Here is a 12,265-nt window from a genome sequence, read left to right on the forward strand (position 1 = left end):
GAAGTCAACCGGTGCGCGGCTAATCTTGTAGGGTGCGCACTGCGCACGGAAAAAGTCAATCGGTGTGGGCGCGATGGGATACGAAGTCAACCGGTGCGCAGTGCACACCCTACTATTTATGAGTCCCAGAGCATATTTTCTTGTATCAACAGTGCAATCATCGCAGTTCTGGAGCAAACACCGAGTTTGATAAAAATCCGCCTCACGTAAGTAGCAACCGTCCAGTGACTGATATTTAAATTTTTGGCAATACATTTGTTGGGCAGACCTTGCGCTACTAATTGCGCGATCGCTCTTTCCCGCGGGCTCAGGCTGATTACCGGTTTGTAAATGGTGCTTTGCATAGTTTTGCAGTGCAGTGACGAGTTAAAAAATTAATCAATTAATGGTAGAATCCCCAGTTTATCTCGGACTTCAGATAAGGGAGTTTCCCAGTCAGATGCAACATCCCAATCAATGAGCCGAGCGGCTAATTTTCCATGTTTTAAACCTTTGATAATTTGTCCGATCGCGCATTTGCCACTCAGCAGTCCAACTAACACTAAAATCGCACAGGAAGGGCGAAATACTTGAGCGCGAGTAAACGCTTGAAGTATAAATTCATCTTCAGCAGAAGGTGAAAGACCCGTCAGAACCGGTTAAACGTCGTGGTTTCGTTGAATCCAGTCTCCTGATGCGATCGGTTCAAACCCTTGTTCGTCTATAAATCGCGCCACTGAGCACCCTAGTGTTCCTGCTGGCAGTTGACGCAATTTTTCCAAGTCTATTTCAAAATGTCGATCGCTCTCAATTTGAGGATTAATTGTTTGAGCCATCTTTAATATAACTCCTAGTTGACCGTCAGCCATAATTTATTTTCACTCCAACAATGATTTAAGTCTTTCGCAAATGAAATTTGTGTTCCTCAAGTTCATTTTTGCTATGAATCAATAGGATTGTTTTTACAGGCTCAGCTTAGAAATCGTACTTTCCGTGACATCTAGTCAGTTTCCGGAGCTTTTATATTTCTTTACAAAGACTCTCAGATTTGAAATCTGCCAGTTGTCAAAATCGCGTTAGTGTTAGTTACCGCAACTTGACGGACTGGGAAATATCCGTAAAATCCACAGTATTTAGCGGTGATTGGAACTCCTTTACTTACGTATATAAATCTATTGTGTTGCTAAGTATTTGCACCTGCAATGAGTCAGAAGCTGAAGCGTGTAAACCAAGTGATGCGAATGCTACCAAGTGAATCAAGGTGAAGAGACCTGAAGCAGGGTGAAGTAAATAATTGACAGTTGATAGCTTGTCCTGTAGAAATATTATTCGTAGTTCGAGTAGCGACGCACCTCAATAACTCTCGGTGACAGAAATTTTCTCGCTCGTTTGCGATCGGAGCTAGTATTTGACGAGATTAAATTCTTCAATTTTGCCGGTAGTGGTATTTCGTAAAGGACGGAGTAAAATACTCTATTTTGGAAGTCAGACTGGGTGAGACTCCACGAAAGGTCGATTATTCTTCATCCTTTACGAAAAGGCACTACCCAACCAACATCCTCAGCACTAGAGTCGATCGCGCAAATAATGTTCTTGATGTCAATATTAAACTCAAACTTTTCGGGTATTGAGAAACCCAGTTTCTGTGCAATTTCTGCGATAGATTTCAAAAAAATAATACATACAATAGTCGGTTGGGTTTAACGTATATAAACCCAACCTATTATTGCTAATTAGTCATGATTAATCACTAATGATATCCTGTGCGATCGATTAACCGCAATCAGATAAGTTCGTTCGTAGTGCCGACTTCAGTCCGCGGCCTGAGAGCGGACTGAAGTCCGCACTACAAACCGTTTTTGTTCGTAGTGCCGACTTCAGTCCGCGGCCTGAGCCGTTTTTGTGATGATAATCGATCGGCCGTGATATGACCGATAGCGACAAAATTTAGATTTCTTCCATATCTCCTAAATCTTGAATGTCATTATCAACAATCTCATCATCATCCTCAACATCATCAACATCAACATCCACAGGAGCGACAGAATTAGCAGAAACTACTGCCCCAGTATCAAGTTTTTCCCGTACTAGCCGCTCGATCTCATTTTTGAAATCGATGTTTTTCTCCATGTGTTGAATCACTTTGTCTCGTCCTTGAGCGATGTTCTCGCCGTTGTAACTGTACCAAGAACCTTTTTTCAGAATTACTCCCATTTCGTCGGCCAAGTCAGTCAGACAGCCTAAAGTAGAAATGCCTTTGCCAAATACAATGTCAAATTCGGCAATGCGGAAAGGCGGAGCAACTTTATTTTTAGCAACTTTAACTTTCGTGCGGTTGCCGTATTCTTCGGTACCTTTTTTCAAGCTTTGAATGCGGCGAATGTCGAGCCGCACGCTGGCGTAGAATTTGAGTGCGTTACCGCCGGTTGTTGTTTCGGGGTTGCCGTAAGTTACGCCGATTTTCTGCCGCAATTGGTTGAGGAAAATGACGGTACAGCCGGATTTGCCGATGTTGCCGGTGATTTTGCGAAGTGCTTGGCTCATCAAGCGGGCTTGCAAGCCCATGTGGGAGTCGCCCATGTCGCCTTCGATTTCGGCGCGGGGGACGAGGGCAGCTACTGAGTCAATGACTACGATATCGACGGCGACGGATCGCACGAGTTGATCGACAATTTCTAGGGCCATTTCGCCGGTATCCGGCTGGGAAACTAAGAGATTTTCAATATCGACGCCTAATGCTGAGGCGTAGGTGGGATCGAGGGCGTGCTCGGCATCTACGAAGGCTGCGATGCCGCCGGTTTTTTGGACTTCGGCGATCGCGTGGAGCGCTAGAGTAGTTTTACCGGAACTTTCCGGGCCGTAAATTTCAATTACTCGGCCTTTTGGCAAACCGCCGCCCAAAGCAATGTCCAGTGTCAGAGCTCCGGTGGGGATGGTTTCTACCCTCATGCGAGTGGAGTCTCCCAATCGGACGATCGCTCCTTTGCCAAAGCTGCGCTCGATTTGGGACAGTACGGAATTTAGGGCTTTTTGCTTTTCTGTGTTTTCAGTAGTTTTTGTAGAAGCTTCTTTTTTTGCCATTTTCGGTACGCGGGTAGACCCCTTGCGGAGCTTGTTGATTAACTGTACAACACGTATGTTAGCAGTTATTTTTGGGCTCTGGAAGTTCTGGGGGGATTTGGTTTAGAATTCTTGATTTTGCGGTGCTTGGGCCCGATCGTCCGATACTGTGGCTCTTGTTTAGAAGGTAGGAGGCGATCGGCAGAGGTTAGAATGATTGTCGGTTGGGTTCTGTACTGGTATCGATCGGTACGCATATATAGCCGAGTCTCAGAAACATGAGGTATGACTGGCCTGCGCCGGGCCTAGGGCATTAGGGCATACCTCACCATGCTTGAGAACCGCTATAGGACGATCGCCACAATTAGGACAACAATGGCATCTACAACAAATCAAGACACATCTGTTAATCCCAAAAATCCTCAAAATTCGCGGTTGCTAATTAGCTTATTGGCGATCGGCATTTTACTAGGTATCGGATTTCGGTTCTTCGAGATCGATCGCAAACTTTACTGGCACGACGAAGCATACACATCAATCCGCGCCGCTGGTTTCACCAGACAAGAAATCGACGACGAACTATTTCAAAACCGGATTATTCCCGCACCAGAATTGCAGAAATATCAGCGGATCAAACCGGGAAGTACAGCAGCAGACACAATACGTTCGCTAGCACTAGAAGACCCCCAACATCCGCCTTTGTACTTTTTGATGGCTCGTTGGTGGATGCAGCAATTTGGCAGTTCTCTTGCAGCATCCCGCAGTTTGCCAGCAATATTGAGTTTGCTGTCGCTACCTTTGATGTACGCTTTAGCCCAGGAACTTTTCGCTTCAAATTTGGCAGCCTTAGTAGCAACAACGCTGTTGGCTTTATCTCCCTTTGACATCTTGTTTGCTCAGACAGCAAGGCAGTACAGTTTGCTCACTGCAACAGTGATTGGCAGCAGTTGGCTGCTGCTGAGAGCATTGCGGTTGCGGGGCTGGGAAAATTGGGCGTATTACTCGATCGCAATTGCGATCGGTTGCTACACTCACCCTTTCTTCACGTTAACACTTGTCGGACATGGAGTTTTTATAATTGCTTGCTGGCTGTTTGTCAAAAAAAGAAAATTGCGAGGTCACTTAACTAATTCGCAATTTTTCTTAGCAGTAACAGCAGCTTTAATCTTGTATCTGCCGTGGATTTACGTGCTGGCGACCAACCTGGAACGAGCCTCAGCAACGACAGATTGGACGCGAATATCTCCTGGTTGGCTGTATTTGGTCAAATTGTGGACGCTCAGCTTTACAGCCTTATTTTTTGACTTCGACTTCGGCTTTGACAATATTTGGAATTACCTGCTGAGATTGCCATTTTTGCTGTTAATTGCGGTAGCAGTTTACAACATCTGCCGCCGCACAAATATTTCAACTTTGCTGTTTATTGTAACATCAATTTTCGTACCATTTTTGATGCTGGTTTTACCGGATATAATTCTAGGTGGCAAACGTTCCGCCGTCAGCCGCTATCTGATTTCCTGCTTTCCGGGAGTGCAGCTAGCAGTTGCTTGCTTGCTCGCAAATAATGTAAAAACTCAGCAGCGGTTTTGGCAAGTCGTTTTAGCCGGAGTATTTACAGCAAGCATAGCATCCTGTACCGTGAGCGGTGTTTCTGATACTTGGTGGAGCAAAGACTTGAGCTATTTTAATGCTGAAGTTGCGAGAAATATTAACAAAGAGGCGATCGCTAATCGATCGATTAAAGATACAATTGTAATTAGCGATCGCGGTAATGACTTTACTAACATGGGAGATTTGCTCTCCCTGAGTTATTTGCTCGACAAAGATGTACGGCTGATGCTGCTGAGTCAGTCGCCGGATATCGAGATGCTGAACAAATATTCGGCTCCTCTGGTGTTCCGCCCTTCGGAAAAATTGCGATCGGCACTCAAGCAAAATCAGCGGCGGCTAGAGCCTATATTGGCATACGCCAAACTTTTTCGAGTGCGGCGAGCTTCTTAGTTCCCGGTAGGGTGCGGAGTGAAAAAAACTGTTGGATTTGTCTCAAATATTTTAACTGACGCACCTTAAGCCACTATTTGATAATTTTTGTTAATATCCCCGATGCCCACCACTAAGGAATGAAAAGTTAATAACCTAGGCGACTCTTCCCGCCTTCGCCCTTACTGGAAAAGAAATGGGGAAGCAAAGTTACTTAAGTTATAGCCTTTTTCAGAAAGATAAGGTATGCCGAGGTATCCTGTAATCCTTACAGTGTAACGCTTTTTATGGCAAAAATTGTCCGCAAATCTTTTAGATAAAGGCTATATTCAATTTTCATTCCTAAGAGAAACGGGATTTATTTTCGTTAACTCCCCTGCAAAATCTCCATTTTCAAATTTTGACATTCTCAATCTCTTTATCAGACTGGAAATCAGGTTGAGCCAAAGAAGACAAAAGTGAAGGTAGTGGCAGATACAAGGGTTGCTTAACCCAAGAACTACTTAATAATTCCAATATCTGAGTCGGATTCAGTCCAGCTATACCCAATAATTCAGGAGTCCAAGCCGGGATGGGCATATCAATCAGTTGACTGACAAGCGATATACATCCATCTAATACAGGAGTCTGTACTTCTGCGATTCGCGCTAAGGTTTGAAGACAAACAGCACCGTAGGGAACATCTTCGGTTAGGTAGCGATCATCAAGAGTATCCATGAATGAATGCTGATACGCGCTCGTCTGCTGAAGATTTTCGTAGATTGATAAGGCAGATGTATTGTATTCAGCTTGATGCCAATTCACCCAATCACGAAGTTTTAGACCGTAAGCTTGTCCAATCTTCAGGCGCTCATTGTCTAAAGCTACAATCAAACCAACTGTACGAGGTCCTACCTCGTGGTAAAACAAATGTGGCTCTTTTTTCTCCAAGCTTCGTGCTGAAGTTAACATGAGAGGGATATGAGTAATATCATTTCGTTTTTCTAAAGCAACCTCTAAGGACGATCCTGCAATCTGTAAATTACGGAACCAAGGCTGCAAAGCTTTTAAGATCCGTTCTGTCATCGTTAGTGTTTGGGCGCTGATAACCACTTGGCTTTTCTTTGCCTTAATCTCAACTGTGCTGTCTGATTGTAGGCAGCAACAAAAAGGGCTGGTTGTAGCACTAGCAACGGCTGGCATCTGGGATTCTAAAACGCCACTTGAAATTAACTGTTGGCGGAATACGCAGTCATCCAACCGACTCCCACAGAAAAGTATAATGTTCATTTCTGAATAAACATACCGGGATATGATGCGAGCGTACTCCACTAATTCGTTACCTCGGCAGCAAATGATTATTATAGGAGGTAGCTTTCCCAAATGAGCAGAGATCGCCTGCATTTGAGTTGAAAAGCTAGCTATTTGATAATTACCACACAAAACTTGACCAATAGCTTTAATAGTAAGTGTTTTAGCGATCGACAATAAACGGCGAGAAAACAAGTGTACGTTGACACCTTCGGAACTCAAGAAAGCAGCAACGGCAAAACCTACGTGCCCTCCGCCCATCACAATGACATTGTTAGATTGATATTTCATGTAAATCTCCAGTCAGTAGTCGAAATTTTGGTTAATGTCGATATTTTTGAACAACCGCCTCCAAGTACCTACCCTCACGCTATAATTTGCCCCAGCCCAATTTTTTTGTTGGAATCGGGATGATACTCTTATGCCGAAAGCCACTTTTTGTTAAAAACTTTTTACTTATCGGCAACTCCGCTTTTTGAGAGGTTTTATCTCTAATACCATTTTTTTAAAGTTGTGACAGACTTTTGCAAACTAGGGAAAGCAGATAATTGGAACGTCTTGTCGTTCTTTCTCTCTATCGGATCTTTAGAAAAATGGTATAAGGTGGGTGTCTCAGAGAAGACCAAAACATTCAGAAGCCTTGTCTTTTGCATCGTTCGAGTTCATGCCCTTATGCTGCACCAGGAATTGGGCATAATTATCGGCATCGACGAATTTTCCAACAATCTCTACTTCTCTCGGCGTTAAGGGAGGACTGACAACTATGCCACTCTCATCTGCCACTATCAGGCTTTCCAAAGTGACTCGCGTCCCTAAAATGGAGATTGGGCAGTCAACTTCTTCTTCCCAAAGCTCTCCATAGGCTCCACAACAGGTGGTTCCTAGCGCCCAAATGGAACGCTCTTCTGGGATGCTCTCAACATCTCGAAGCCTTCCACCAATTACGATACCAGCAACTCCTTGTTGATAAAGGCTCTGTTCAACAATGGAACCGATTGGAGTGTTTGGCCCAGCAGAAGGCCCTATTTCAATAGCGATAATTCCTCCAATCGGTACATTCACCATGAAGTTGGCATCTTTGGGTGGGCGATCGCCAATCAATTCAAATCGAGCAGTACGCTTTATAACCCCTATCATCTTTCTAATTCCTCGCTTCGGAGCCAGTCCTAACACAACTCCTGGTTTCTGTTGCTTGATGAAGCGAACTGCATCAAAAAAAATACTGCTGGTAATATTTTTTTGTTGAGCCAGGTCAGTAATTGTCAGAATTGATTGGTCACTTGTTGAACAAATTAGGTTACTCATTGTTAATTCCTCTGATTAATAATTTATATCAAATCCAGTTACATCGGAATGATATATTTTGATCGTGTTATCGTAAGCAGTAAGGACTATAAGAATCTTATCTGAATCTCAAAAAAAGATAACGACTCCTTGCCTTGGTAGACTCCCTTTATAGCAAAAAAATCTGGATTTTCTATATTTGAAAATCAATTGGGATTGCTATATTGCATCATGTAATTCCGATTTAACCGGAAAACAAGCAGTTAGTCATTTAAATTTATTGCTTCAACCCTTTACAGTATGGGGTCTGAGCGACAAATAGTGCAGTTTGAATGTCGAACAGCTTATATTGCCAAAGTATACTGATCTCAGGGGGTAAGAGCCATAAGACAGTTCCCCCTAAACTCCTTACTTAATAGTGGGTATAAACTTTCTTTGGAGTTGAATTAATGTGGGAAGTACAGCTTGTTCAATGTGAGTTCCTAGCTCTTCTTCAGTCATTACTGGTAAGGTTGCTAAAACAGCTCCAGTGCTATTAACAATCAAAGTGGTGCGACAGACGTAACCTTCTTCATCAAGCAAATTCAAGCTACCCATTTCAGCTTTTGTCATCACGACACGATGAACTTTAGTTTCAGGAGGGTTTTCCTTGTCGAATGCATCATCAGCAACAATTAAGGTTGTACTTCCGTAATTGCTAAGTCGCTCCAAATTAACTTCGATAGAGGAAAGAACACAGTTACATGTTCTGCCACTGCCATAGCTATCTTGAAAGTGTAAAACATTCAATTGTTCGTTCAACAAGTCGGTAAGAAGCATTGGCTGATACTGCTTGTTAAGAACAGTAATCGATCCCAGATATTCGGTAGTCATACTTTCTCCATATTAGATAAAAACAAATCGAAAATATTCGCTTTTACTCAAGAAGTTTCCTCTGTTTTGCAGACTAATCCTTTTCACTGTTCTATTCATTATGTGCATTTGTGATCGAATCCTTTGCATTATTCAGGTAATGAAATAATCCCTCCATTATTTTTTGAATTTGTGTTGTTTTTTGGACTTGGCATCAAATTTTATTTCATGGGTTGAGCTAATCCATGACTAGAGTGTATTCGGACGTTAAGTTTAATAGGGACACAAAAGGCTACTTTTAAGCCAACTTTAAGCCAAATTCTAAAAAAGCCAACTTTAAGCCAACTTAGCTGCTAAAATCGCTGAAACACCTAAAAGCACTGTCCACTTCAGCGCCATTCCTGATGAGTCTAGCCAATGTCTCTGTTAATGTATGTCCAGACCTGCAACGAAGGTTACTAACCGAGTTTGAGAAGAGATACAAAAAACCCGGAAGGACTCGCGCGCGCACTGGTGAACTTATCGTCCACTGGCAAAACCGAATAGATCCTGACCGCAGCCCCTCAGACCAAGCTGTATTAAATTTATTGAAAGGGAAACGAAATACCTCTGAACTTTGGCTTGTCGATGGCTTGTGTCGGTTGCTGCTAGGATATTCCTATGCTGAATGGGGCAACCAATTTGCTCAGGAACAATATGACCATACTTTGGTCAAAATTAATACGTCAAACCCCAACTCGGATTTTGTAGCAATTGAAGGAATAATCGCACCTCCATCATTGCAAAATCTGATTTTTTTAGGACATCAAGAAGCGATCGCCCCTGGTACGCCACATCGCCATAGCTTACATCAGCTTCCCTATTGCAACTTACCAAAACAAGATAACGAATTTATTGGTCGCCAAAGTGACCTTAAACACTTACTAAAATTGATATCTCTCAATCACCGTGCGCCGATTATTACTGTTGACGGTATAGGTGGTGTCGGTAAAACAGCACTGGTAGTAGAGGCGGCTTATCAGTCTTGGGAAGCCAAACATGGTATCGCCATAGATGCACCAATCTTTGATGCAATTATATTCGTTAGTGCCAAAGAAAATTATCTGTTACCGAATGGCATTGTGCCACGACTTCAAAGAGAAAGTACATTACGCGATATTTTCAGGCTAATCGCATCTACTTTGGAAGATCAAACCATTACTCAATCGGCACCAGAAGAGCAACTCAATCGTGTTTATGAAAGTCTTGGTAGGCAGAAAACTCTACTGATTATCGATAATTTAGAGACAATTACAGAGAAAAATGAAATTTTAGCTTTTTTGTCTGATTTGCCACCAAGTACCAAAGCAGTAATCACTACCCGCGAACAGGTTGTTATGTATGCTCCTATTCGTTTGAATTGCTTGCCAGAAGCAGACAGTCTGCTCCTAATTTTGCAACAATCTACAGAAAAGGGGGTGACACTTAACGACGAACAATCAAGAAGACTTTACAATCGTTTTGGGGGAGTTCCTATTGCTCTGATTTATGCGATAGGTCAGCTAGCCAGCAGCTATTCTATAGAAATGGTATTAGATAAATCAAGTCTTTTTCTTGAAGATATAGCGCATTTTTGTTTTCACACTTCGGTGCAACCACTTAGGGGGAAACCCGCTCAAAAATTGTTGATGTCATTGGCTATTTTTAGTGAAGATTCTACTTGGGATGCTGTGACTGAAGTAGCTGGACTCAAAAGAGATCCAATTAATGCAAATAAAGGCTTGGCTCAACTACAACAACTATCCTTAATACGTCAGCAAGAAGGACGATATGAGATGTTGTCTCTCACTCGTGAGTACGCTTTAGGAGAACTTGCTGCTAATTCAGATTTCGAGCAAGAAGCACGAGAGCGGTGGGTAAGGTGGTATTTAGATTTTGCCCAGCGCTACGGACAAGAAGAATGGCATGAATGGCATATCCACTACGATCGCTTAGAAGCAGAAGGTGCTAACCTTTTAGCGATGATTGAGTGGTTGGCTGTTCAAGAACGCTATCAAGATGTTAAAGATTTATGGAATAGTTTGAAAAACTATTCTCATATCTATGGATATTGGGAAGATCGCCTGTTTTGGATGCAATGGCTGATTGAGGCATCCGAGCGACGAGGAGATTTGTCAAATACTGTGTTTGCCATGTCAGAAAAAGGTTGGACGCTGAGTTTAATCGGGCAAGTAGAAATGGCGGAAGATATTTTATTACGAGCTTGGAGTTTGCATGAGTATGCGACTTTTGATTGTCAGGTTAACTTGGCTAATCATTTAACTCAACTTTATTTAGACCAAAAGCAATATGAACAAGCTCTGCATTGGTCAAACGTAGGAGAAAACTTGTTGAATAATAGCCCGTTAGAAGGACGTTATTACATTCGCGATCGAATCACTAATGAATATTACAAGGCTAAAGTTGAGTATGAGATGAGAAATTATGATAGGGCTAAATTAGGTTATCAACAAATATTGAAAAAAGCTGAAGATATTAATTGGCAGCGAGCAGTTTATTATATCCAGGGCGAAGTAGCTAATATTGAAATAAAGGAAGGTAACTTGAGCGAAGCTGAAAAGATTTTGAAGGCAGGTTTGATTGTAGTAGAGCGTAATAAGGACAAACGGGAAGTTGCTGTATATCAAAGCTCGTTTGCTGAATTAGAAAAAATACGGGGGGATTTTTCAGAAGCCTACCAGTGGGCAACTAAAGCACTGGAGGGCTTTAATCGCCTGGGGATGAGGCGAGAAGCAGAAAAAATGAACTCATTGCTCAATTCGTTGAAATAAGAAGTGACATTGAGGATTGTTGCCCAATAATTTTATGAATACTATTGATTAAAATCAATAAGAATTTTATCTTGGTAATTGGTGATTGGTGATTGGTGATTGGTGATTGGTAATTAGTAATTAGTAGTTGGTCATTGCTCATTTAAGCTGACAACCGCAGGTTTTACGCTGCGGAATTCTAGGTGGTAGCTATTTTTTAGCGGGATAAATCGGTGTGGGGTCGATCGAGCCTGTGCGGTTGAGAGGCCAAAAACGGACGATCGCCCTACCGATGATATTTGGTCTGGGTACAAAGCCCCAATAATGGCTGTCACAGCTTGCGTTGCGGTTGTCCCCGAGCACCAAGTAAGAATTTTGAGATACAACTACAGGCCCGTAGGGATACTGCGGAATTTCTTCTATATATTTTTCCTGTAGCGGCTGCTTGTTGATATAAACTTTTCCGTCTTTGACTTCCACAGTATCGCCCGGGAGTCCGATCACTCGCTTGATGTAGGCATCTTTGATCGGCGGCGGCTGTCCCGTGCACAAACTCGCCGGATCCGGAGGCATAAACACGATAATATCTCCTCGCTGCGGGTCTTGGAGTCGATAGCTCACCTTGTCTATAATTAATCGATCGTTAATTTGCAAGGTTGGGAGCATCGAGCCTGTCGGAATATAGCGAGCTTCAGCAACCAGGGTGCGGATGCCAAAGGCTAAGAATGCTGCTAAGCCGATCGTCTTAATTCCTTCTATCCAAGGATTTTCCGTATCTTGCGGGGGTTTTTGGTCGGCTGACTTGTCTAGACGAGTCATAAGTATTTAAGTCACTGGGCTGGATACAAATTATAGACTTAATTCAAAGTTTTTTGAGGAAATCTGCAAAATCTGCGCCGACAGAGTCAATTATTGTACTATCTGGTTGAGTAAGGTGCTTCAGGCGCACCCTACCAATTACAATTTTTCTGCAAGCTAGTTATATTTCTTACTATTTTCACAACTATTTTGAGGATAAAATTTTTGCAGGT

At 42.7% G+C, this 12,265-nt stretch carries 12 protein-coding genes; 2 read left to right on the forward strand and 10 right to left on the reverse strand.

Annotated features, from left to right (window positions below; genetic code table 11):
• Positions 1 to 116 precede the first annotated feature (116 nt).
• The 6 genes from JGK39_RS13525 to JGK39_RS13550 form a co-directional block, all read right to left on the reverse strand.
• Positions 117 to 344, reverse strand: coding sequence for a helix-turn-helix transcriptional regulator (locus JGK39_RS13525; RefSeq protein WP_293254185.1), 228 nt, complete (start codon positions 342 to 344; stop codon positions 117 to 119).
• Between the two features lie 30 nt (positions 345 to 374).
• The gene (locus JGK39_RS13530) at positions 375 to 542 is read right to left on the reverse strand and encodes a hypothetical protein (protein WP_293254188.1); all 168 of its coding nucleotides are present in this window, start codon (positions 540 to 542) and stop codon (positions 375 to 377) included.
• 96 nt (positions 543 to 638) lie between these two features.
• On the reverse strand, positions 639 to 848 hold the full coding sequence (locus tag JGK39_RS13535) for a hypothetical protein (protein ID WP_293254191.1): 210 nt from the start codon (positions 846 to 848) through the stop codon (positions 639 to 641).
• Positions 849 to 1,502: 654 nt separating this feature from the next.
• Positions 1,503 to 1,649, reverse strand: a complete 147-nt coding sequence (locus tag JGK39_RS13540; protein ID WP_293254194.1) for a hypothetical protein — start codon at positions 1,647 to 1,649, stop codon at positions 1,503 to 1,505.
• 277 nt (positions 1,650 to 1,926) lie between these two features.
• A complete protein-coding gene (recA, locus tag JGK39_RS13545) occupies positions 1,927 to 3,060 on the reverse strand; it encodes a recombinase RecA (protein WP_293254197.1) in 1,134 nt (377 codons plus the stop codon).
• 65 nt (positions 3,061 to 3,125) lie between these two features.
• On the reverse strand, positions 3,126 to 3,296 hold the full coding sequence (locus tag JGK39_RS13550) for a hypothetical protein (RefSeq protein WP_293254200.1): 171 nt from the start codon (positions 3,294 to 3,296) through the stop codon (positions 3,126 to 3,128).
• A 73-nt stretch (positions 3,297 to 3,369) separates the two neighbouring features.
• Between JGK39_RS13550 and JGK39_RS13555 the strand changes: the two genes are divergently transcribed.
• Positions 3,370 to 5,040 carry a glycosyltransferase family 39 protein gene (locus JGK39_RS13555; RefSeq protein WP_293254264.1) on the forward strand — a complete coding sequence of 557 codons (1,671 nt, stop codon included), beginning with the start codon at positions 3,370 to 3,372 and terminating at the stop codon, positions 5,038 to 5,040.
• 372 nt (positions 5,041 to 5,412) lie between these two features.
• Here the strand turns inward: JGK39_RS13555 and JGK39_RS13560 are convergent, their stop codons facing one another.
• The 3 genes from JGK39_RS13560 to JGK39_RS13570 form a co-directional block, all read right to left on the reverse strand.
• Positions 5,413 to 6,600, reverse strand: a complete 1,188-nt coding sequence (locus JGK39_RS13560) for an NAD/NADP octopine/nopaline dehydrogenase family protein (protein WP_293254267.1) — start codon at positions 6,598 to 6,600, stop codon at positions 5,413 to 5,415.
• A 321-nt stretch (positions 6,601 to 6,921) separates the two neighbouring features.
• The gene (locus JGK39_RS13565; RefSeq protein ID WP_293254269.1) at positions 6,922 to 7,614 is read right to left on the reverse strand and encodes a hypothetical protein; all 693 of its coding nucleotides are present in this window, start codon (positions 7,612 to 7,614) and stop codon (positions 6,922 to 6,924) included.
• Between the two features lie 387 nt (positions 7,615 to 8,001).
• Positions 8,002 to 8,466 carry a hypothetical protein gene (locus JGK39_RS13570; RefSeq protein WP_293254271.1) on the reverse strand — a complete coding sequence of 155 codons (465 nt, stop codon included), beginning with the start codon at positions 8,464 to 8,466 and terminating at the stop codon, positions 8,002 to 8,004.
• A 383-nt stretch (positions 8,467 to 8,849) separates the two neighbouring features.
• Between JGK39_RS13570 and JGK39_RS13575 the strand changes: the two genes are divergently transcribed.
• The gene (locus tag JGK39_RS13575) at positions 8,850 to 11,255 is read left to right on the forward strand and encodes an NB-ARC domain-containing protein (RefSeq protein ID WP_293254273.1); all 2,406 of its coding nucleotides are present in this window, start codon (positions 8,850 to 8,852) and stop codon (positions 11,253 to 11,255) included.
• A gap of 189 nt (positions 11,256 to 11,444) precedes the next feature.
• Here the strand turns inward: JGK39_RS13575 and lepB are convergent, their stop codons facing one another.
• Complete coding sequence (lepB, locus tag JGK39_RS13580; RefSeq protein ID WP_293254275.1) at positions 11,445 to 12,053, reverse strand: signal peptidase I; 609 nt, start codon at positions 12,051 to 12,053, stop codon at positions 11,445 to 11,447.
• Between the last annotated feature and the right edge of the window lie 212 nt (positions 12,054 to 12,265).

It is taken from the genome of Microcoleus sp. PH2017_12_PCY_D_A (assembly GCF_020738565.1).
In the GTDB taxonomy this organism is placed as follows: domain Bacteria; phylum Cyanobacteriota; class Cyanobacteriia; order Cyanobacteriales; family Microcoleaceae; genus Microcoleus.

Coding starts and splice junctions, on each gene's coding strand:
- JGK39_RS13525 (WP_293254185.1), bottom strand. CDS start 344: ATGCAAAGCACCATTTACAAACCGGTAATCAGCCTGAGCCCGCGGGAA.
- JGK39_RS13535 (WP_293254191.1), bottom strand. CDS start 848: ATGGCTGACGGTCAACTAGGAGTTATATTAAAGATGGCTCAAACAATT.
- recA (WP_293254197.1), bottom strand. CDS start 3,060: ATGGCAAAAAAAGAAGCTTCTACAAAAACTACTGAAAACACAGAAAAG.
- JGK39_RS13550 (WP_293254200.1), bottom strand. CDS start 3,296: ATGCGTACCGATCGATACCAGTACAGAACCCAACCGACAATCATTCTA.
- JGK39_RS13555 (WP_293254264.1), top strand. CDS start 3,370: ATGCTTGAGAACCGCTATAGGACGATCGCCACAATTAGGACAACAATG.
- JGK39_RS13560 (WP_293254267.1), bottom strand. CDS start 6,600: ATGAAATATCAATCTAACAATGTCATTGTGATGGGCGGAGGGCACGTA.
- JGK39_RS13565 (WP_293254269.1), bottom strand. CDS start 7,614: ATGAGTAACCTAATTTGTTCAACAAGTGACCAATCAATTCTGACAATT.
- JGK39_RS13570 (WP_293254271.1), bottom strand. CDS start 8,466: ATGACTACCGAATATCTGGGATCGATTACTGTTCTTAACAAGCAGTAT.
- JGK39_RS13575 (WP_293254273.1), top strand. CDS start 8,850: ATGAGTCTAGCCAATGTCTCTGTTAATGTATGTCCAGACCTGCAACGA.
- lepB (WP_293254275.1), bottom strand. CDS start 12,053: ATGACTCGTCTAGACAAGTCAGCCGACCAAAAACCCCCGCAAGATACG.